The 18,819-nt window shown below is 65.5% G+C and carries 15 protein-coding genes; 6 read left to right on the top strand and 9 right to left on the bottom strand.

What is annotated here, in order from left to right:
- Nucleotides 1-7: 7 nt before the first annotated feature.
- Nucleotides 8-1,558 carry a fatty acid--CoA ligase gene (locus K3181_RS10705; RefSeq protein WP_221603101.1) on the top strand — a complete coding sequence of 517 codons (1,551 nt, stop codon included), beginning with the start codon at nucleotides 8-10 and terminating at the stop codon, nucleotides 1,556-1,558.
- A 90-nt stretch (nucleotides 1,559-1,648) separates the two neighbouring features.
- Here the strand turns inward: K3181_RS10705 and K3181_RS15745 are convergent, their stop codons facing one another.
- Nucleotides 1,649-1,777 carry a hypothetical protein gene (locus K3181_RS15745; protein WP_282099801.1) on the bottom strand — a complete coding sequence of 43 codons (129 nt, stop codon included), beginning with the start codon at nucleotides 1,775-1,777 and terminating at the stop codon, nucleotides 1,649-1,651.
- A gap of 53 nt (nucleotides 1,778-1,830) precedes the next feature.
- A complete protein-coding gene (locus tag K3181_RS10700; protein WP_221603100.1) occupies nucleotides 1,831-2,751 on the bottom strand; it encodes a DMT family transporter in 921 nt (306 codons plus the stop codon).
- Between the two features lie 82 nt (nucleotides 2,752-2,833).
- Between K3181_RS10700 and K3181_RS10695 the strand changes: the two genes are divergently transcribed.
- The gene (locus K3181_RS10695) at nucleotides 2,834-3,064 is read left to right on the top strand and encodes a hypothetical protein (protein WP_221603099.1); all 231 of its coding nucleotides are present in this window, start codon (nucleotides 2,834-2,836) and stop codon (nucleotides 3,062-3,064) included.
- Here the strand turns inward: K3181_RS10695 and K3181_RS10690 are convergent.
- Nucleotides 3,061-3,210 carry a hypothetical protein gene (locus tag K3181_RS10690; protein WP_221603098.1) on the bottom strand — a complete coding sequence of 50 codons (150 nt, stop codon included), beginning with the start codon at nucleotides 3,208-3,210 and terminating at the stop codon, nucleotides 3,061-3,063. The genes K3181_RS10695 and K3181_RS10690 overlap by 4 nt on opposite strands.
- An 81-nt stretch (nucleotides 3,211-3,291) precedes the next feature.
- Nucleotides 3,292-4,833 carry a TadA family conjugal transfer-associated ATPase gene (locus K3181_RS10685; RefSeq protein ID WP_221603097.1) on the bottom strand — a complete coding sequence of 514 codons (1,542 nt, stop codon included), beginning with the start codon at nucleotides 4,831-4,833 and terminating at the stop codon, nucleotides 3,292-3,294.
- Between the two features lie 231 nt (nucleotides 4,834-5,064).
- Between K3181_RS10685 and glmS the strand changes: the two genes are divergently transcribed.
- Both glmS and K3181_RS10675 read left to right on the top strand, forming a co-directional pair.
- The gene (gene glmS, locus K3181_RS10680; protein WP_221603096.1) at nucleotides 5,065-6,888 is read left to right on the top strand and encodes a glutamine--fructose-6-phosphate transaminase (isomerizing); all 1,824 of its coding nucleotides are present in this window, start codon (nucleotides 5,065-5,067) and stop codon (nucleotides 6,886-6,888) included.
- Nucleotides 6,889-6,961: 73 nt separating this feature from the next.
- Nucleotides 6,962-9,328, top strand: coding sequence for a putative bifunctional diguanylate cyclase/phosphodiesterase (locus K3181_RS10675; RefSeq protein WP_345725490.1), 2,367 nt, complete (start codon nucleotides 6,962-6,964; stop codon nucleotides 9,326-9,328).
- Here the strand turns inward: K3181_RS10675 and purQ are convergent, their stop codons facing one another.
- Entirely contained in the window at nucleotides 9,329-10,006 is a 678-nt protein-coding gene (gene purQ, locus K3181_RS10670; protein ID WP_221603095.1) for a phosphoribosylformylglycinamidine synthase subunit PurQ, read from the bottom strand.
- On the bottom strand, nucleotides 10,006-10,239 hold the full coding sequence (gene purS / locus K3181_RS10665) for a phosphoribosylformylglycinamidine synthase subunit PurS (protein ID WP_221603094.1): 234 nt from the start codon (nucleotides 10,237-10,239) through the stop codon (nucleotides 10,006-10,008). The genes purQ and purS overlap by 1 nt, the downstream gene beginning before the upstream one ends.
- A 268-nt stretch (nucleotides 10,240-10,507) precedes the next feature.
- On the opposite strand from purS, the gene K3181_RS10660 reads away from it, so the two are divergent.
- The gene (locus K3181_RS10660) at nucleotides 10,508-12,766 is read left to right on the top strand and encodes a TonB-dependent receptor (protein ID WP_221603093.1); all 2,259 of its coding nucleotides are present in this window, start codon (nucleotides 10,508-10,510) and stop codon (nucleotides 12,764-12,766) included.
- A gap of 55 nt (nucleotides 12,767-12,821) precedes the next feature.
- Here the strand turns inward: K3181_RS10660 and K3181_RS10655 are convergent, their stop codons facing one another.
- Nucleotides 12,822-15,698, bottom strand: a complete 2,877-nt coding sequence (locus K3181_RS10655; RefSeq protein ID WP_221603092.1) for a M16 family metallopeptidase — start codon at nucleotides 15,696-15,698, stop codon at nucleotides 12,822-12,824.
- A 117-nt stretch (nucleotides 15,699-15,815) separates the two neighbouring features.
- Nucleotides 15,816-16,619, bottom strand: a complete 804-nt coding sequence (gene purC / locus K3181_RS10650) for a phosphoribosylaminoimidazolesuccinocarboxamide synthase (RefSeq protein ID WP_221603091.1) — start codon at nucleotides 16,617-16,619, stop codon at nucleotides 15,816-15,818.
- Between the two features lie 149 nt (nucleotides 16,620-16,768).
- On the opposite strand from purC, the gene K3181_RS10645 reads away from it, so the two are divergent.
- Entirely contained in the window at nucleotides 16,769-17,356 is a 588-nt protein-coding gene (locus K3181_RS10645) for a GNAT family N-acetyltransferase (RefSeq protein ID WP_221603090.1), read from the top strand.
- Here K3181_RS10645 and K3181_RS10640 read toward each other — a convergent pair.
- Nucleotides 17,353-18,660, bottom strand: coding sequence for a cation:proton antiporter (locus K3181_RS10640; protein WP_221603089.1), 1,308 nt, complete (start codon nucleotides 18,658-18,660; stop codon nucleotides 17,353-17,355). The genes K3181_RS10645 and K3181_RS10640 overlap by 4 nt on opposite strands.
- Between the last annotated feature and the right edge of the window lie 159 nt (nucleotides 18,661-18,819).

Below are 18,819 nucleotides of genomic sequence, written 5' to 3'. Positions count from 1 at the left end.
AGGATAGATGACCGGAACGCAGAAGCTCACCTTTGATGAGCTCATCAGGCACTGGGCCAGCGAGAAACCCGATCAGGTGGCGATCGAGCAGGATGGCGATGCGCTGACCTTCGCGCAGCTTGAGGAACGCTCGCGGCGGATCGTGGCAATGCTGCGCGCGCATGGATTGTCGAAGGGAGATCGCATCGCCTGGCTGGGCAAGAACGCGCGGCACTATTTCGAGCTGTTCTACTCGGCGGCGCGGATGGGCGTGGTCATGGTCCCGATCGGCTGGCGTCTCGCAGCGCCCGAAATCGCCTTCATCCTCGGCGATACCGGCGCCCGGCTGCTGTTCATCGACGAGGGTTTCGACGAGCTCGCGGCCAAGGCCTGCGGCCAGATGGACGATCCGCCCGAGATCGTCGACACGTCCACCGCCAAGGCCGAGATCGCTGCCGCCCCGGCCGACGATTTCGAAGGGGCGGGGCCCGACGACGCCGTGCTCCAGCTCTATACCTCGGGAACGACGGGCAATCCCAAGGGCGCGGTGCTCACCAACGCCAACCTCTTCTCGCTGCGCCTGCCGGCCGAGGAAGCGGCCCAGCCATGGTCGAAATGGGACGAGAACGAGGCGATCCTCGTCTGCATGCCCTGCGCCCATATCGGCGGGACCGGGCTCGGCATCATGGCGATCGCTGCGGGCATCCGCGCCATCGTCCAGTCCGAATTCACCCCCGATGGCGTTCTTGACGGCTTCGAACAGGGGATCACTCGGCTGTTCATTGTCCCCGCCGCGCTGCAGATGGTGATCCAGCATCCGCGCGCGAAGGACACCGACTTTTCCGCCGTGAAATACGTCATGTACGGTGCCGCGCCGATCCCGCTCGACCTGCTGCGCGAGGCGGTCCAGACGATCCCCGGGGCAGGCTTCCTCCAGTGCTATGGCATGACCGAGACCACCGGCACCATCGCCATGCTGCCGCCCGACGACCATACGCTCGAAGGCAACCAGCGGATGAAGTCCGCGGGCAAGGCAGTGCCAGGGGCCGAACTCAGGGTTGTGGGCGACGATGGCGCGGAACTGCCGCGCGGCGAAGTCGGCGAGCTGATCTGCAAGAGCCCGTCGAACATGCAGGGATACTGGAATCTGCCCGATGCGACCAGCGGCGCGCTGAAGGACGGGTGGATGTACACCGGCGATGCCGCCTATATGGACGAGGACGGCTACGTCTACATCCAGGACCGCATCAAGGACATGATCATCTCGGGCGGCGAGAACGTCTATCCCGCCCAGGTCGAAAGCGCGATCTACGGCCATCCGGCGGTGGGCGAGGTGGCGGTGATCGGCGTCCCCGACGATACCTGGGGCGAGGCGGTCAAGGCCTGCGTCGTGGCCAAGCCCGGCAGCGAGGTCGATCCCGAGGACATCATCGCCTTTACCCGCGAGCGGTTGGCCGGGTTCAAGGTCCCCAAGACGATCGACGTGATCCCCGAAATGCCGCGCAATGCCAGCGGCAAGATCCTGCGCCGCGAACTGCGCGCGCCCTATTGGGAAGGGCGCGACCGCCAGGTCAATTAGCGCCGGCTACGGTCGGCGGCGATTCGCTGCTCCCAAAAGAAAGCGCCCGCCATTTGAGGCGGGCGCGTTTCCTGTTGCTGTGCGCTGGGCTCAGGTTTCCTCGTCGACGGCGTTTGCGGCGGACTGGAGGTCGCTGCCAACGCCGCGGACCGTGTTGCAGGCTGCGGCCGAGAGGGACATCGCGGTGATGCCGAATGCGAGCAGGATCTTCTTGATCATTGTGATCTCCTTGCCGAAGGGCTCAATAGCTTGGCTCCGCGCAATGGAACGGGTCACGCCTCGATCGGTTCCGCCAGCGCCCGACGCTCAAGCCCGAGCTTGTGTTCGCGCCACGCGATGAGGAGGCCTGCGGCCACCACCAGCGGCGCGCCGAGCCAGGTCGAGGAAGGCGGCAAATTGTCGAACACCAGCCAGCCGAACAGCGTCGCCCAGACGAGGCCCGAATAGTCCATCACGATGACGTTGGCGACGGCGCCGTAGCGTAGGGCTGCGGTCAGCAGCGCCTGGCCGAGCAGACCGATGACCCCGCAGGCGAGCAGCAGCAGCCATTCGCCCGGCGTATGCGTCGTCGCGACGAAGGGCATCGCCAGCGCGAGGATGGGCACGGTGAAGAGCGAGAAGTAGAACACGATGGTGAGCGGGTGCTCGGTCCTCCCGAGATCACGCAACTGGACCGAGATCAGCGCGATCATCAGCGCCGCACCCAGCGCAATCGCCGCCCCCAGCAGCGGCAGGTCGTTGCCCCAGGGCTGGGCGATCAGCACGACGCCGGCAAACCCCATCGCCACCGCGCTCCAGCGCCACGGCCCCGTCGGTTCGCGCAGAACCAGCGCGGAGAGCAGCACCGCGAAGATCGCCGAGCTGTAGTTGAGCGTGGTCGCGACCGCGAGCGGCAGCAGCGTCGCCGCGCCGAAGTTCATCGTCATGCCGAGCAGGCCGAAGCCCGAACGGCGCAGGTGCGATGCGGTGCGCCGCGTGCGCAGCAGGTCGGGCCTGCCGCGCAGGGCGAACCAGCCGAACAGGATCGGGATCGTCGGCAGCTGGCGCCAAAACATGATCTCGGCGAGATGGATGCCTTTGTTGCTCGCCAGCTTCACGCAGGCGAGCAACCCGGCGAGCACGAAGGCGGCGGCGAGGCGCAGCCCCAGCGCGAGCAGCGGGCGGTGGTGGGGATGGTCGCTCTCGGCCTGCATCGACCTTGGCGGTTAGACCACCCACATCGCAGTGCAAGCCGGAGATTGCGCGGGCCGCGGGCCGTGCCCATATGGCTGCCCCGTGACCGAGCCCGATTTCCTGCTCTTCGCCAGCGATGCCGAACTGGCCGCCTATTGGGGTGCGGCCTGCGTCCTCGCGGCACTGGCCTGCCTGATGATGGAGCGGCGGCGGATGAAGCGCGCCGAGATCAACCGGGTCGGCTGGATGCCGTGGACCGGCCTGTTTTTGACCTTTGCGGTGATCGGCGGCGGGCTGCTCGCCCTGGCGGTTCCCGTGATCCTGGGAAGCTAGCCCAGCTGCGGCTTCGAGCTGCGCGCCCGCATCTCGGTGAAGCTCTGCATGTAGAGCGCTTCGAAGTGCCGCTCGCGGTCGAGATCGCGCAACGTCTGTTTGCGCGTCGGCTTGCGGTCACCAAGAAAAAACAATTTGTCGAGCATCGCGTCGTCCTACCTTGAACCAAGGTATACGCCGAAATGCACGGGACTGATTGTACGAAGCCGACGTAATGCGGCGCGTACTTACAAGCAGGCTTCGAGATAGGCCTGGTCGAAGCCGAACATGCGCGCCTTTTCGAGCGTGTAGGGGCGCAGGCCCGAGCTGCGGAACTCGCCGAGGATCTTGCCGTCCTCGCTCTCGTCGAGATACTCGAACTTGAACAGTTCCTGCGTCACGATCACGTCGCCCTCCATCCCGATCACCTCGGTGATGTTCGTGGTGCGGCGCGAACCGTCGCGCAGGCGCTTCACCTGCACGATCAAATCGACCGATTCCGCGATCTGACGCGAAATGGCTTCCTTGGGAATCTTGATGTCGCCCATCAGGATCATGTTTTCCATACGGCCGAGCGCCTCGCGCGGCGAGTTGGCGTGCAGCGTACACATCGACCCGTCGTGGCCGGTGTTCATCGCGGCGAGAAGGTCGAAACACTCCGCGCCACGAATTTCGCCCAGGATGATGCGGTCGGGGCGCATACGCAGCGCGTTCTTGACGAGGTCGCCGATGGTGATCGCGCCCTGGCCTTCGAGGTTCGGCGGACGCGTTTCGAGCGGCAGCCAGTGCGGCTGCTGCAGGCGGAGTTCGGCCGCGTCCTCGATCGTCAGCACGCGTTCGCCGGGGTCGATCATCTTCGACATCGCGTTGAGCATCGTCGTCTTACCCGAACCGGTACCGCCCGATATGACGATGTTCATCCGGCAGGCGCCTGCGATTTTCAGCGCGGTGCACATCTTGTCGCTCATCGACCCGAAGTCCTTGAGCATGTCGAGCGTGATCGGCTTCTCGGAGAACTTACGAATCGACAGTGCGGTGCCGCGCAGGCTCAGCGGTGGCACGATCACGTTGACACGGCTGCCGTCCTTGAGGCGCGCGTCGGCCAGTGGCGTGGTCTGGTCGACCCGGCGGCCGACCTGGTTGACGATGCGCTGGGCGATCTGAAACAAATGGGTCTCGTCGCGGAACTTGATCGGCGCGATGACCAGCTTGCCCTTCTTTTCGATATAGGTCTGGTCGGGACCGTTGACCATGATGTCCGACACGTCGGGATCGTTGAGCAATTCCTCGAGCGGCCCGAAGCCGAGCAGTTCGTCGACCAGCACCTTTTCCAGCGCGAACTGTTCGCGCCGGTTGAGCGTGACCTTCAGCTCGGCCAGCACTTCCATGATGATCGGGCGGAATTCTTCCGACAGCTCGTCCTTCGTCAGCGTCGCCGCAGCTTCCGGATCGACGCGTTCGAGCAGGCGCGGCAGCACCTGCTCCTTGATCTTGTGGACGCTGGCTTCGAATCCGCCGACTTCGCTCTGGCCCGAGTGGGTGGAGTTCATCCGTTCCTCGAGGCGCGACATGGCGTCGCCATTCGAGGGCGCTACGGGAGCGGGCACCGCGGAATCGGTTTCGGGCAAGGGCGGGAATTGCTGGCCGCTGCGGGAGCTGTCGTTGTCGCGATCGACGCGAGTCTGCGCCGGGGGCGGAGTGCCGCCACGCATGGGCTTGGCCACCCCGAATTGCGGACGCGCACCGGCACTAATCCCTGCCGGTCCGTTCTTCCGTCCGAATGCGCTCATTCCGGTCACCCCCGAGGAAAATCCTGATTCATCGGACGGACCGTGCCTTACAGTGGCAAAGCCCGTCTCACGGGTTGTGGTGAATAGAAAGGAAACCTTGATTAATCCCTAATGGTGCGGGCGGGGACGGGCCGTGCGGAACCGTCCACGCGCCGACAATTCCAAGCATCGTTTGATTGCCGGCGAGGAATGGCTAAGTCGGCTCCCACAGCAAATCGGAGAACAGGCCTCATGTGCGGAATTATCGGTATTGTCGGTGCGGAGGCCGTGGCCGATCGCCTGGTCGACGGGCTGCGGCGGATGGAATACCGCGGCTATGACAGTGCCGGCGTCTGCACCTTGCACGAAGGGCGACTGATCCGCCGCCGTGCGGAAGGCAAGCTCGCCAATCTGGTGACCGAGCTGGCCGCCAATCCTGCCCCCGGCGAAGTCGGTATTGCCCATACCCGGTGGGCCACGCATGGTGCGCCGACGGCGAAAAACGCGCACCCCCATGCGACCGAGCATGTCGCGCTGGTGCACAACGGCATCATCGAGAATTACAAGGAACTGCGCGCCGAATTGCGCGAGGCGGGCCGCACGCTTGAAAGCGACACCGATACCGAGGTCGTGCTGCAGCATATTTCCTGGCTGGTCGAGCAGGGCAAGAGCCCGCAGGAGGCCGTGGCCGACGTGCTGCCACGGCTGCGCGGCGCTTTCGCGCTGGCGATCGCCTTTCGCGACCATCCCGAACTGCTGATCGGGGCGCGGCGCGGTTCGCCGCTCGTGGTCGGCTATGGCGAAGGGGAGACCTACATCGGTTCCGATGCGCTCGCGCTCGCCCCGCTGACGCAGCAGATCAGCTACCTCGAGGAAGGCGACTGGGTGGTGGTGACGCGCGAGGGCGCGACGATCTACGATGCCGAGAACACCCGGGTCGAGCGCGAGGTGCGCACCTCCGGCGCTTCCGCGGCGGCGGTGGAGAAGGGCAATTACCGCCACTTCATGCAGAAGGAGATCTTCGAGCAGCCGACCGTGGTCGCGCAGACGCTCGGTTCCTACCTCCGGCAGGCAGACAATTCGGTCGCACTGCCGCAATTCGATTTCGACCTCTCCAGCGTCCGGCGTGTCACCATCGTCGCCTGCGGGACCTCCTTCTATGCCGGCATGGTGGCGAAATACTGGTTCGAGCAGTTCGCCCGCGTGCCGGTCGACATCGATGTTGCTTCCGAATTCCGCTATCGCGAGCCGGTGCTCGAGGAGGGCGGGCTCGCGCTGTTCATCTCGCAGAGCGGTGAGACCGCCGATACGCTCGCGGCGCTGCGTCACTGCAAGGAAAACGGCCAGACGATCGGCGTGATCGTCAATGTGCCGACCAGTTCGATGGCACGCGAGGCCGACCTGCTCCTGCCGACGCATGCGGGCCCCGAGATCGGCGTCGCCTCGACCAAGGCCTTCAGCTGCCAGCTCGCGGTGCTCGCCGCGCTGGCCGCGCATATGGCGGTGAAGAAGGGGCTGATGAGCCGGGCGGAAGAGCAACGGGTGGTCGCGCACCTGCTCGAGGCCCCCGCCGCGCTCAACGCCGCGCTCGATCACGACGACGACATCGCCAGCATGGCGCATCTCATCGCTCCGGCGCGCGACGTGCTCTATCTCGGCCGCGGACCGGACTTCCCGCTGGCGCTCGAAGGTGCGCTGAAGCTCAAGGAAATCAGCTATATCCATGCCGAAGGCTATGCCAGCGGCGAGATGAAGCACGGGCCCATCGCGCTGATCGACGACGCGGTTCCGGTGATCGTTCTGGCGCCGTCGGGGCCGCTGTTCGAGAAGACCGTCTCTAACATGGAAGAGGTGCGCGCGCGCGGCGGCCAGATCGTGCTCATCTCCGATGCTGAAGGTCTCGAGCAGGCGGGCGAGGGATGCCTTGCCACGATCGAGATGCCGCGCGTCCACCCACTGATCGCGCCGCTGGTCTATGCCATTCCGGTGCAGTTGCTCGCCTATCACGTCGCCTGCGTCAAAGGCACCGATGTCGATCAGCCGCGCAATCTGGCCAAGTCGGTGACCGTCGAGTAGGTGGCACAGGCAGAGTTCCACGGTGTGGTAGGCCTTTACCCGGAGATAAGGATTTCCGGTTAACAGTATTAGCGTGAGCGAACAGGCATCCACCCTCAAGGCGAAAGCGGCCTCGCTGTCGATCGGGCAGGTCATCGGGATGGATGCTCCCGAGGGTAGCGATTGGGCGCAGGTCCACGGCCATCAATATGCCCTGCTCAAGGAACGCATGGGTGTGCGTGCCGCGCTGCACGTGCTCGGCTTCCTTCTCGCTGCAGCAATGCTTTACAGTGCCGTTCCGCTTCCCCTGCTAGGCGTTTGGGGAATGGCGCTGCTGTTCGCCGTCGGCCTTTCGGCCCGCGCCGATCGCCGCTTGGGCGACGCGGACACGCGCAGCATCTCACTCGACGAAATCAAGACGCATGCCACGACCTCTGCCGCCAAGGGCGCGATGTGGGGCGTGGGCATGATCCTGAGCGCCTTGGTCGCAGATCCTGCTGCGACAGTTCTGGTGTGGAGCATCGCGGCGATGATGGTGCTGGCGAGCAGCGCCAGCCGCTTCGGCGCATCGCTCTCCTCGATCAGCTTCACGCTAGCCGTGGGGGCCGGCGGGCTGCTCGCCGCGCTCATTGCCGGGCAGTTCATCCTGGCCACAGTGGTGCTTCTTTCGACGCTCATGTCGGTTTTCGGCGTCATCGAGAGCGCGCGCGTGGCGGTAGCCGTGCGCCTGACCGAATCGGCGATGCAGGAAAAGAGCGAAGTCGTTTCCATGCTCCTGCGCGAGTTCGAGGAGGGCAAGGCCGACTGGCTGTGGCAGATCGATACGCGGCGGCGCCTCAAGTCGGTCTCGCCCCGCTTCGCCTTTGCGTTGGGGCAGGAATCGACCCAGGTCGAAGGCCAGTCCTTCCTCCAGCTCATCTCGGGCAATGGCTGGAAGACCGGGCGCTTCCCGCAAAGCCTGCACGAGCTGGCCGAACGGCTGAAGCGCAAGGAGAATTTCTCCAACCTCCTGGTCAAGGTTTCGATCGACGGGCAGGATCGCTGGTGGGAGCTGTCGGGTACGCCGATCATCGACGAATTCGGCAATTACCACGGCTTCCGCGGTGTCGGTTCGGACGTCACCGAGCAACGGGAATCCTCCGAAAAAATCGAATATCTGGCGCGCTACGACACGCTGACGCACCTGCCCAACCGGAGGATGCTCAACGAGGCGCTGGGCGAGGCGCTGCAATATGCCGCCCAGTGGCGCTCGCGCTGCGCCTTCATGATGATCGACCTCGACCGCTTCAAGGCGATCAACGATTCGCTCGGCCATCTCGTCGGCGACCGGATGCTGGCCGAAGTTGCTGCGCGATTGAAGAGCTTGATGACCGATGACGAGGTCTGCGGAAGGCTGGGCGGCGACGAGTTCGCGGTCGTCATCCGCGACGCGGCGAAACGCGACCGGATCGAGAACCTCGCACGCGAAATCATCGAGCGCCTGTCCGAACCCTATGAAATCGAAAACCACGTCCTCTACGTCGGCGCCAGCGTCGGCTCGGCGCTGGGCCCGCGTGACGGACGCACGGTCGAGGAACTGCTGCGCAATGCCGACCTCGCGCTCTATCGCGCGAAGGACGAGGGTGGCGGTACGCATCGCGAATACGAGCCTTCGCTGCATGCCAATGCCGAAGAACGTCGCCAGCTCGAACACTCGCTGCGCCATGCGCTCGAGCGCGACGAGCTGGTGCTGCACTACCAGCCGGTGGTCGACGCCCGGACCGAGGGGGTGGTCAGCTTCGAGGCTCTGATCCGCTGGAACAGCGCCGAGCACGGCTTCGTCAGCCCAGGAAAGTTTGTGCCCCTGGCGGAAGACACCCGCCTCATCGTTCCGATCGGCACTTGGGTCATGCAGCAGGCGTGCCGCGAGGCCGCCGCGCACTGGCCGGCCAATGTGCGCGTCAACGTCAACGTCTCGCCCGAGCAGCTGCTCGAGCCCGATTTCGTCGCCACGGTCGTGCGCGCGCTGAGCGAAAGCAGGCTCGATCCCAAGCGGCTCGAGATCGAGGTCACCGAGAGCATCTTCCTGCGCGACGCCAGCGTGGCGCGCAAGGCGCTCGAGGAATGCATGGCGATCGGCTGCTCGATTGCGCTCGACGATTTCGGGACCGGCTATTCCTCGCTCGGCTACCTGCGCAAGCTCAAGTTCTCGACCATCAAGGTTGACCGCACCTTCGTCCAGGGGGCCGCGCAGCAGAGCCCCGAATCGATCGCGATCATCCGTGCCGTAGTCGCCATGGCCGACAGCCTCGGGATGACCACCACCGCCGAAGGGGTGGAGAACGAGGAAGAGGCGGCGATGATCCGCGGCCTCAACTGCACCAAGATCCAGGGCTTCCACTTCGGGCGGCCGATGCCCGCGAGCGACGTCCGCGCCATCCTCAGCCGCCAGGCCGAGGAGTGGCGCCTCAAGAGCGCCTGATCAGGCCTCGGCCAGCGCCTTCACCGCATTCTCGAACAGGGCGAGGCCGTCGGTACCGCCATGCGCCGCATCGACCGCGCGTTCGGGGTGCGGCATCATGCCGAGAACATTGCCTGCGGCATTGAGCACGCCGGCGATATCGCGGCGCGAGCCGTTGCAATTCTCGGCATAGCGGAAGGCCACGCGGCCTTCGCCCTCGAGCCGGTCGAGCGTGTCCTCGTCGGCGAAGTAGTTGCCGTCGTGATGCGCCACCGGAATGCGGATCGTCTGGCCGTTGTCGTAGCCGCCGGTGAACAGCGTCTGGCTGTTCTCGACCGTCAGTGCGACGGTGCGGCAGATGAAGGTCTGGCCGGCATTGCGCATCAGTGCGCCGGGCAGCAGGCCAGCTTCGGTCAGGACCTGGAAGCCGTTGCACACCCCCAGCACCGGCACCCCACGTTCCGCGCGGCGCTTGACGCTGCGCATGATCGGGCTGTTGGCCGCCATCGCGCCCGAGCGCAGATAGTCGCCATAGGAAAAGCCGCCGGGGAGGGCGATGAAGTCGAGATCCTCGGGCAGGTGGGCATCGCCGTGCCAGACCCGGATCGGCGCAGTCCCCGAGACCTTCTCGATTGCCACCGCCATGTCGCGGTCGCAATTCGATCCGGGGAAGGTGATGACGGCGGCGCGGAACGACATCAGCCGACCTTCTCGATGCGGTAGTTTTCGATCACCGTGTTCGCGAGCAGCTTCTCGCACATCTCGGTGAGGGCATCGTCGCTAGTATCGTTGGCGACGTCGAGCTCGATCATCCGGCCGACACGGACATCATCCACCCCGGCGAAGCCGAGGCCTTCGAGCGCATGATGGACGGCACGACCCTGCGGATCGAGGACGCCGGGCTTGAGCGAGACATGGACGCGGATCTTCATCGGGCAAGGCCTTTCGTTTGCCGCGCCTATGGCGCAGCCACCGCGCGCATTCAAGCGTCGGACGCGGATCGCTCGCTTCGGTCGCATGCGTGACATATTCGGAACGCCTGTAGCCCAATTGCAACAATTGAAACGAAACTGCCGCGAAACCGAGTGTCGCACCCCAAAAATCCGGCCGACATGCTATCGGGCGCGGACGGCGATATTGCCGCATACCTCCAAATGCCCGCATGATTCCATGCGAGCTCAAGCAGGAACGCTCCCCACCATGACCATCCGTTCGACCGCTGCCCATCTCCTCGGGGCCAGCACTCTCGCGCTCGCGGCCATCGCCGCGCAGCCCGCCTTCGCCCAGGAAGCCGATGCTCCCGCGGAAGCTGAAGCCACCCAGGGCCAGCTCAACACGATCATCGTCACTGCCAACCGGCGCGAGGAAAACCTCCAGGACGTCGCCGTTTCGGCTGCCACGCTCGATTCGAGCATGGTGAGGACCATCTTCGACGCCGGCGCCGAAGTGACCGCGCTCGCCGCGCGCGTCCCGGGCCTGTTCGTCGAAAGCTCGAACGGTCGCGCCGCGCCGCGCTTCTACATTCGCGGCCTCGGCAACACCGATTTCGATCTCGCCGCCTCGCAGCCGGTCTCGGTCGTCATGGACGACATCGTGATGGAAAACGTCACGCTGAAGAGCTTCCCGATCTTCGACGTCGAGCGCATCGAAGTGCTGCGCGGTCCGCAGGGCTCGCTGTTCGGTCGCAACACGCCGGCCGGCATCGTCAAGATCGACACCGCCAAGCCGGGCGACCAGTTCGCCGCGCAGCTTTCGGCGAGCTACGGCAGCTTCAACTCGCTCTCGCTCGACGGCGGCGTGACCGTTCCGATCGCCCCCGGGGTCGCCTCGCTGCGCGTTTCGGGCCTCTACCAGCACCGAGACGACTGGGTCGACAACGGCTTCACCGGTCAGGACGACGTGCTTGGCGGCTATGACGAGCTCGCCGGCCGCGCGCAGCTGCTGATCACGCCCGACAGTCGCCTGTCGCTGCTCGGCTCGGTCGCCTTCCGCGATCTCGACGGCACTTCGACGCTGTTCCGCGCCAATATCCTCGGCCCGGGCAACAACGACCTCAACGCCAATTACGACCGCGACACGGTGTTCTACGATGCCGGCGGCGGCAATGTGGCGAAGTACAATGCCTTCGTCGGCAGCTTCAAGCTCGACTACGACGCCGACTTTGCGACGCTGACCAGCATCACTGCATGGGCCAATAGCGAAGGTTCGAGCCGCGGCGACATCGACGGCGGCTTCGTCATTCGCGATGCAACCGACCCCGATATCGTGATCGAGACCGGCCCCGGCTTCATTCCCTTCGAGTCGGATACGCAGGACTCGATCGATCTCGAGCAGTTCACGCACGAGGTTCGCCTCGCTTCGAACCCGGGTGGCATGATCGACTGGCAGGTCGGCATGTTCGTCTTCCAGAGCGATTTCGACGTCACCACGGTCGGCTTCGGCTTCCCGCCGGCGGTCACCGTGCGCCACACCAACGACAGCTGGGCGACCTTCGGCCAGGTCTCGGTGCGGGCGAGCGACGTGCTCAAGCTCACCGGCGGTCTGCGTTGGACCGACGACAAGAAGGAATTCGCCGTCACCCAGACGTCGTTCATTTCCGGACCCGGCTCGAAGTACCGCATCGTCAAGGACGAGCGTCTGAGCTGGGACCTGTCGGCCTTCCTCGACGTGAGCGACGACGCCAGTGTCTATGCGCGTCTCGCCAACGGCTTCCGCGCTCCGACCATCCAGGGCCGCGACGTGGCCTTCGGTTCGCCGCCGTCGATCGCGACGTCGGAAAAGATCATGAGCTACGAAGCCGGCTTCAAGTCGGAAATGGCCGGTCGCCGCGTCCGCCTCAACGGCGCAGTCTACTACTACACGATCGAGGACCCGCAGTTCACTGCCGTTGGCGGTGCCGACAACCTCGTCCAGCTGGTCAATGCCAACAAGGGACGCGGATATGGCTTCGAACTCGACAGCGCGTTCCAGGTGACGCCGGATTTCCTGCTCACTGCCGGTCTGAGCTGGAACAACACCAAGATCCAGGACGAGAACCTGGCTGTGGGCATCTGTGCGCAGTGCACCGTGACCGATCCGACCGTCGTTCTGTCGGGCACCACCCGCGCTCTGGTCGACGGCAACCCGTTCCCCAATGCCCCCGAATGGATCGCCGACGTCACCGCGCGTTACGCCTTCCCGGTCGGCAATGCCGGTGAAGTCTTCTTCTTCACCGACTGGGCCTATCAGGGGAAGACCAACTTCTTCCTCTACGAAAGTGAAGAGTTCAACGCGAACAACCAGATCGAAGGCGGTCTGCGCGTGGGCTATGCCCGCACCGACGGCACGTTCGAGGTCGCGGCCTTCGTGCGCAACATCACCGATGCCGACAATGTGAAGGGCGGCATCGACTTCAACAACAACACCGCCTTCGTCAACGATCCGCGCGTGTTCGGCATCTCGGCGCGCGTCAGCTACTGAGGCGGGACCGCGTCAGAAAATCGGGGCCGGGGGGAGCGATCCCTCCGGCCCATTTTTATGGCTGCGCGGCAGGTTCGGCGGGAACCACGCGGATGCGGAGTTCCTGCGCCGGGTCGAGATAGCGCTGCGCCGCAACCTGCAGCATTTCGGGCGTGACCGCGCGGATACGGTCTTCGTAGCTGCGCACGCGGTCGAGCCGCTCGGAGTGAAGTTGCGCCTCATCGATCACCGCGAGCCACCAGCCGTTCTCGCGCCGGCTCAATGCGATCTGCTCGAGCAGCGGGGTCCGCGCGCGCTCGATCAGGTCGGCATCGATCGGCGCCTTGCGGAAATCTTCGACGATCGCGTCGACCGCCGCAAAGACCTCGTCGGCCTGCTCCGGCTTGACCACGACCGAGGTCGAGAAGGTGCCGTATCCGCGATAGATGCTCGACATGCTCGATCCCGCGCCGGGCGAATAGGAGGCACCGAGCTGCTCGCGGATGCGGTCGAGCAGTTCGAGCCGCATGGCGAGCGCGAGCATCTGCATGGTCGCCTCTTCCTGCGCGTCGGCGTCGTCGGTGGTCGGCCAATAGGTGAGCGCCAGCGCCTGGTCGTTCGCCCCTGCATGCGTGAGGACACGCTCGCTGCGGTCGCTCGCGAACTGTGCCTCCCGCTCGCTGTCCCAGCCTTCGAGCGTCGCCGCGCGTTGGGGCAGGGCACCGAAGCTCGCGGCGACCGCGGCAATCACCGCGTCGCTGTCGAAATCGCCCACGACGGAGATTTCGATCGGTGCCCGGGCGAATTGTTCGGTCACCAGCGCGCGGGCCTGCTCCAGCGTGACCGATGTCAGTTCTTCTTCGGATGGGAGTCCGAAGCGCGGATTGGCGTCGGCGAGGATTCGCGGAACCTGCGCGCGCGCCACCGCCTGCGGGGTCGCATCGAGCTGCGCGACATAGGGCGGGATCACCGCCTGCCAGCGCGTGAGCATTTCGGGGCGCAACCCGGGATCGGTGAAATAGGCGGCGCTGAGACGCATCTGCAACGGCAGGTCGGCCATGGTGGTACTACCGCGCACGGTGAACTTGTCCTCACCCGCATCGAAGCCGTAGGTCACCCGCCGTCCGGCGAGGACCTCGCGCAATTCGTCGTAGCCCTGCTTCCCAAGCCCGCCGAGCGCGCTGACCGAAGAGAGGAAGACCGCCTGCGCCATCTGGTCGCGCGGCAGCGCCAGCTGGCCCGAACCGACGCGGATCGCAAAGCGGACCCGATCCTTCTCGAAGGGCGTTGGCTTGAGATTGAGCCGGACATTGTTGGCGAAGCGAATTATGCGCAGGCCAAGGTCTTCGACCATGCCATCTTCCGCCACCGTCCCGGGCACGCCGAAATCGTCATAGGCGAAGGCCTGCTGGCCCATATCGGTCGGTGGATCGACAGGTTCGGCAGCAGAGGTGCGCCAGGCGTCGAGGATTGTCGCCTGCGCATCAGCGATCGGCTGCTTGGTCGAAACGTGGATCAGCGGGTCCGACAGTGCGAAGTGCCGTGCGAAGGCCTGCGACACCGCTTCGGCGGTGATCCCGGGCTTCTGCGCGAGGAACAGCTCGTAGGTTGTCTGCGGGGTGACGAAGAGCCGCTCCCGGCGCGCCGTCGAGAGGATCCCGTCGGCGAGCTGCGAGTTCCGCCGCGTGTCCTGCTGGCGCGCCGCGTCGCGATAACGCTGCTCGAAATTGGCGAGCTGCTCGGCCAGTTCTGCCTCGGTGAAGCCGTGTTCGACCGCGCGGCGCCATTCCTGCTCGCCGACTTCCAGCGCGCGCTGCCATTCGCCCTCGCGCGCCTGGATCGCGACCTGCGCCTCGCGCTGGATGTCGAAGAAGTCCGAGGCCGAGGCATTGCCGGTAATGATTGGCGATTCTGCCCCATTGGCGATCTTCTGCAGCCGACGGTCGAGAATCGCGGTGCCGAGCGCGACCAGCCGGCTCTCGTCGCTTTCCGCCACGGTGGGCCGCCGTTCGACATAAGGGGCGAAGCGATCGATCGTGACCAGCGTCTGGACATCGGGATCGACGAAATTGGCCGCCGCTGGCCCGCGCTCGAGGTCGAGCGCACCCTTGTCGACCTCGACCCGCGCCGTGGCGGGCGCCGTCCAGTCGCCGAACGTCGCGCGGATCTTCGCCTCGACAGTGTCGGGATCGACGTCGCCGACCACGACCATCGCGGAATTGTCGGGCCGGTAGTAGCGGCGGTAGAGATCGCGCAGCACTGCACCCGGCGCCGTATCGACGATCTCCTCGGTCCCGTCGGCCCGGAAGCGCTGCGAATAGAGCGTGTCGGGTGCGACGAAGCCGAACCAGTGCTTGATACGGCGCAGCGAATAGCTGTTGCGCGTGCGCGTTTCGGACTGGATCACCCCGCGTTCGCGATCGACCGCGTCGTCGGCGATGGTCAGCTCGCTCGCGGTCTGGCGCATCAGCATCAGCGCGGTGTCGAGCAGCGCCTCGTCGGTGCGCGGCAGGTCGAGCTTGTAGATCGTGTCCTCGAATCCGGTCGAGGCATTGGTATCCGCCCCGAAGGCGAGCCCGAGCCGTTCGAGCAGCTTGACCATCTCGCCTTCGGGCACCTGTTTCGAGCCGTTGAAGGCCATGTGCTCGAGCATGTGCGCGAGGCCCAGCTCGTTATCGCCTTCGTCGATGTAGCCGACATCGAAGCCGAAGCGGATCACCGCCGTGTCCTCGGGCGTGCCGTTCTTCAGGATGGCATAGCGCATGCCGTTGGCGAGCTTGCCGAAGCGTACCGCTGGATCGGGGTCGATATCGTAGACGGGATGTCCCCAGCCGGTCGTCGCCTCGACGGTCTGGCCAGGGGGGACGACGCGCGCCTCGCCCGCAATCAGCGGGTGGGCGAGGGCGAGAAGCGGGAGCGCCGCGAGTATGCGGCCGGTGGAAAATACGGACACGGAAACCTGTGCGATTGCGGCCGAGGCCGGACATGGTCCGACGCTATGCAATCGGCAGGCTTAAGCCAAGCTTTCCCGCAATTCTTGCCGCCACGTGGACCGCAAGCTGCGTGAACCTCACTTCTTCGGCTTGCTCGGCGTGCGCAGCCGCCCGCGATGGGCGCTCATGTCGAGCACTTCGCCCGGGCCGCTGTCGTCGTTCTGGAGCAGGCCTAGCCGGCGCGCGACTTCCTGATAGGCCTCGCTCTCGCCGCCCAGATCGCGGCGGAAGCGGTCCTTGTCGAGCTTCTCGCCGGTGTTGATGTCCCACAACCGGCAGCCGTCGGGGCTGATCTCGTCGGCCAGGATCACGCGGCTGTAGTCGCCGTCCCAGATGCGGCCGAATTCGAGCTTGAAGTCGACCAGGCGGATGTCGATCGCGCTGAACATGCCGCACAGGAAATCGTTGATGCGGATCGCCATCGACGACATGTCCTGCAGCTCTTCATGGCTGCACCAGTTGAAGCAGGCGATTTCCTCTTCGGAGACCTTCGGATCGCCCAGGCTGTCGTCCTTGAGACAATATTCGATCAGCGTGTGCGGCAGCAGCTCGCCTTCCTCGATGCCGAGGCGCTTGGACAGCGTTCCCGCCGCGACGTTGCGCACGACCACTTCGAGCGGGATGATCTCGACCTGGCGGACGAGCTGCTCGCGCATGTTGAGGCGGCGGATGAAGTGCGTCGGGATGCCGATGTGGCTGAGGCGCGTGAAGACATATTCGCTGATGCGATTGTTGATCACGCCCTTGCCGTTGATCGTGCCCTTCTTCTGGGCGTTGAACGCGGTCGCATCATCCTTGAAATACTGGATGATCGTGCCCGGTTCGGGGCCTTCGTAGAGGATCTTGGCCTTGCCTTCGTAGATCTGGCGGCGACGAGCCATGGGCGTGCATTCCTTCGCGCGTAAAAGACAGTCGCCCCGGCGCTCAATCGACGGGCGATTGCGACTGCCGGGGCGTGTGCGAAGCCCCATACAGAAGCGGGTGCGCGAAAGCAATTGCGCGGCATGGTTGCGCGCAGTAGCCGGGGGCCATGGGGGTATCGGTCGAACGGTTGCAGGGAAGCGCGCTGACCGACGCACTCGATGCGCTCGCGGCGCTGCGGATCACGGTCTTCGCGGACTTTCCCTATCTCTATGACGGCGATGCCGGATACGAGCGCGAATACCTCCGCGAATTCGCCCTGGAACCGGGATCTGTCCTGATCGCCGCCACGGACGGCGAGCGGATAGTCGGCGCCGCGACCGCCTCGCCGATGGCCGGGCAGAAGGCCGAGTTCCGCCGCCCTTTCGAAGAGCGCGGTCACGACATCGCCCGCCTGTTCTATTTCGGGGAGAGCGTGCTGCTGCCCGCCTATCGCGGGCAGGGAATCGGCCACACCTTCTTCGATTTGCGCGAAGAGGCGGCGCGCGTGGCCGGGGCGACCCATGCGTGCTTCTGCGCCGTGGTCCGGGCGGAGGACGATCCGCGCAGGCCTGCGGCCTATCACCCGCTCGACGACTTCTGGCGCGGCCGCGGCTATGAGAAGGCCAGTGGGCTGACCACCGTGTTCGACTGGAAGACGCACGACAGCGCGGACGAAATCCCGCATGCCATGCAGTTCTGGATCGGCGCGCTCTAGTGCACCGCCGTCGAGGGCGTATCCTCGACCGCCGGGGCATGATCGTCCTTCAGCTTCTCGATCAGCCTGCCAAGTGTCGCGCGCTGCACCAGCACGCTGAAGAGCACGGCGGCAAAGGTCGCCGCGAGGATGAGTTCGCGCGTCTCGCCGGGCGGTAGCGACAGCGCCAGCGCGATCGAGATGCCGCCGCGCAGGCCGCCCCACCACAGCACCCGTCCGGCCCCCTTGTCCGACAGCCGCGCCGCCGGGATCGCCTTGGTCGAAAGCGTCACCGCGATCGCGCGCGCTACGAGCGTCAGCGGGATTGCGGCGAGGCCGAAGAGCAGGTCGTCCGCCCCGGCGGCGAGCGCGATCATCTCGAGCCCGATCAGCAGGAACAGCACCGAATTGAGCAGCTCGTCGACCAACTCCCAGAACTTGATCACATAGTCGCGGGTCACGTCGCTCATCGCATAGGTAACCCCCTGGTTGCCGATCAGCAGCCCGGCGACCGCCATCGCCAGCGGGCCGGAGATGTGGAGCGAGGAGCACAGCGCATAGCCGCCCATGACGATCGCCAGCGTGATCAGCACTTCGAGCGTATATTCGTCCATGCTGGCGAGCGCGTGATAGCCGATCCAGCCGAACACGAGGCCGACGAGCACGCCGCCGCCCGCCTCGACCGCGAACAGCCGCGCGCCCTCGGCGAGCGAGAAGTCCGCACCGGTCAGCGCCGCGCCGAAGAGGATGGTGAAGACGACGATGCCGACCCCGTCGTTGAACAGGCTCTCGCCCGCCACCGCGCTCTGCAGCGATTGCGGGACCTTCTCTTCCTTGAGCACGCCGAGCACCGAGACCGGGTCGGTCGGGGCGATCAGCGCGCCGAAGACGAAATACCAGATCGGCGCCACGGGCAGCGCCAGCACCATTCCGACGCCCCACATGGCCAGGCCGACGAGCACTGTCGAAACGATCACGCCGAGCGTCGACAGCAGCAGCACCGGCAGCCAGGCGCTCTTGAGCCGGTCGAGGTCGACATGCAGCGCGCCTGCGAAGAGCAGGAAGCTGAGCATGCCCTGCAGCAGCGTCTCGGTGAAGTTCAGGCGCTGCAGCGTCTCGGCGACCCAGTCGTCCACCGTGATGGCGGGGATGAAGGCGTTGGCGATCATCAGCCCGATCGCGGTCAGTGCGCCCATCACGGTCAGGCCGATGACATGCGGCAGCTTGACGACATGGTGGTTGAACCAGCCGAGCAGCGCCGCGGCGACCACGAGCAGCGCGGCGAGGTCGAAAGCGGAAAGCGCACTGCTGGCGGTGTCATGCATGGCCGCTGCGTAGCGCGTGACATCGGCAAGGCCAAGGTTGTGCCCTCCGCCTGCGACCATTCCTGATCATGGCAGAGCCGGTCATGCCGTTGTCCTGAGCGATATCGTCCCTTTCCCAAGCAAGATGCGCGGAGCGACGATTCGACTTCTTGTCTTGGT

Origin of the sequence: Qipengyuania mesophila (genome assembly GCF_019711655.1) — a bacterium.
GTDB lineage: Bacteria > Pseudomonadota > Alphaproteobacteria > Sphingomonadales > Sphingomonadaceae > Qipengyuania > Qipengyuania mesophila.
Note: the sequence above shows the minus strand (reverse complement) of the source record. Positions and strands in the feature narration are given on the sequence as shown.

What these genes read in the sequence shown, in the direction of transcription:
- K3181_RS10640 (WP_221603089.1), bottom strand. Translation starts at nt 18,660, where the DNA reads ATGCATGACACCGCCAGCAGTGCGCTTTCCGCTTTCGACCTCGCCGCG.
- K3181_RS10660 (WP_221603093.1), top strand. Translation starts at nt 10,508, where the DNA reads ATGACCATCCGTTCGACCGCTGCCCATCTCCTCGGGGCCAGCACTCTC.
- K3181_RS10685 (WP_221603097.1), bottom strand. Translation starts at nt 4,833, where the DNA reads ATGAGCGCATTCGGACGGAAGAACGGACCGGCAGGGATTAGTGCCGGT.
- purC (WP_221603091.1), bottom strand. Translation starts at nt 16,619, where the DNA reads ATGGCTCGTCGCCGCCAGATCTACGAAGGCAAGGCCAAGATCCTCTAC.
- K3181_RS10700 (WP_221603100.1), bottom strand. Translation starts at nt 2,751, where the DNA reads ATGCAGGCCGAGAGCGACCATCCCCACCACCGCCCGCTGCTCGCGCTG.
- K3181_RS15745 (WP_282099801.1), bottom strand. Translation starts at nt 1,777, where the DNA reads ATGATCAAGAAGATCCTGCTCGCATTCGGCATCACCGCGATGTCCCTC.
- K3181_RS10645 (WP_221603090.1), top strand. Translation starts at nt 16,769, where the DNA reads ATGGGGGTATCGGTCGAACGGTTGCAGGGAAGCGCGCTGACCGACGCA.
- purQ (WP_221603095.1), bottom strand. Translation starts at nt 10,006, where the DNA reads ATGTCGTTCCGCGCCGCCGTCATCACCTTCCCCGGATCGAATTGCGAC.
- K3181_RS10705 (WP_221603101.1), top strand. Translation starts at nt 8, where the DNA reads ATGACCGGAACGCAGAAGCTCACCTTTGATGAGCTCATCAGGCACTGG.
- purS (WP_221603094.1), bottom strand. Translation starts at nt 10,239, where the DNA reads ATGAAGATCCGCGTCCATGTCTCGCTCAAGCCCGGCGTCCTCGATCCG.
- K3181_RS10690 (WP_221603098.1), bottom strand. Translation starts at nt 3,210, where the DNA reads ATGCTCGACAAATTGTTTTTTCTTGGTGACCGCAAGCCGACGCGCAAA.
- glmS (WP_221603096.1), top strand. Translation starts at nt 5,065, where the DNA reads ATGTGCGGAATTATCGGTATTGTCGGTGCGGAGGCCGTGGCCGATCGC.